The organism is Brucella sp. NBRC 12950 (genome assembly GCF_030268145.1).
In the GTDB taxonomy this organism is placed as follows: domain Bacteria; phylum Pseudomonadota; class Alphaproteobacteria; order Rhizobiales; family Rhizobiaceae; genus Brucella.
The window spans coordinates 1-255 of record NZ_BSQC01000095.1; the positions used below are offsets into that span (position 1 = coordinate 1).

Consider the following 255-nt stretch of genomic DNA (forward strand, 5'->3'; position numbering starts at 1 on the left):
TCTATTCATGTTCGGTTCCCATATAAGCAGTGCGGACGCGCTCGTCTTGTGCGACGGTGGCATAATTGCCCGATGCGAGAATTTCGCCGCGTTGCAGCACCGTGACGTGATGGGCGATGTCGGCCACAACTTTGAGATTGTGTTCGACCATCAGCACCGCACGATCTTTTGCTACATCGGTGATGAGGGCGGCAATGATGTGCACGTCTTCGTGCCCCATGCCTGCCATTGGCTCATCAAGCAGCAGCACTTTCG

1 protein-coding gene is annotated in these 255 nt (G+C 55.3%); it reads right to left on the bottom strand.

Annotated features, from left to right (window positions below; all coding sequences use genetic code 11):
* Position 1 precedes the first annotated feature (1 nt).
* Positions 2 to 255, bottom strand: a 254-nt coding sequence (locus QSJ70_RS27615; protein ID WP_502871730.1) for an ABC transporter ATP-binding protein C-terminal domain-containing protein, incomplete at its 5' end; no start/stop codon positions are given.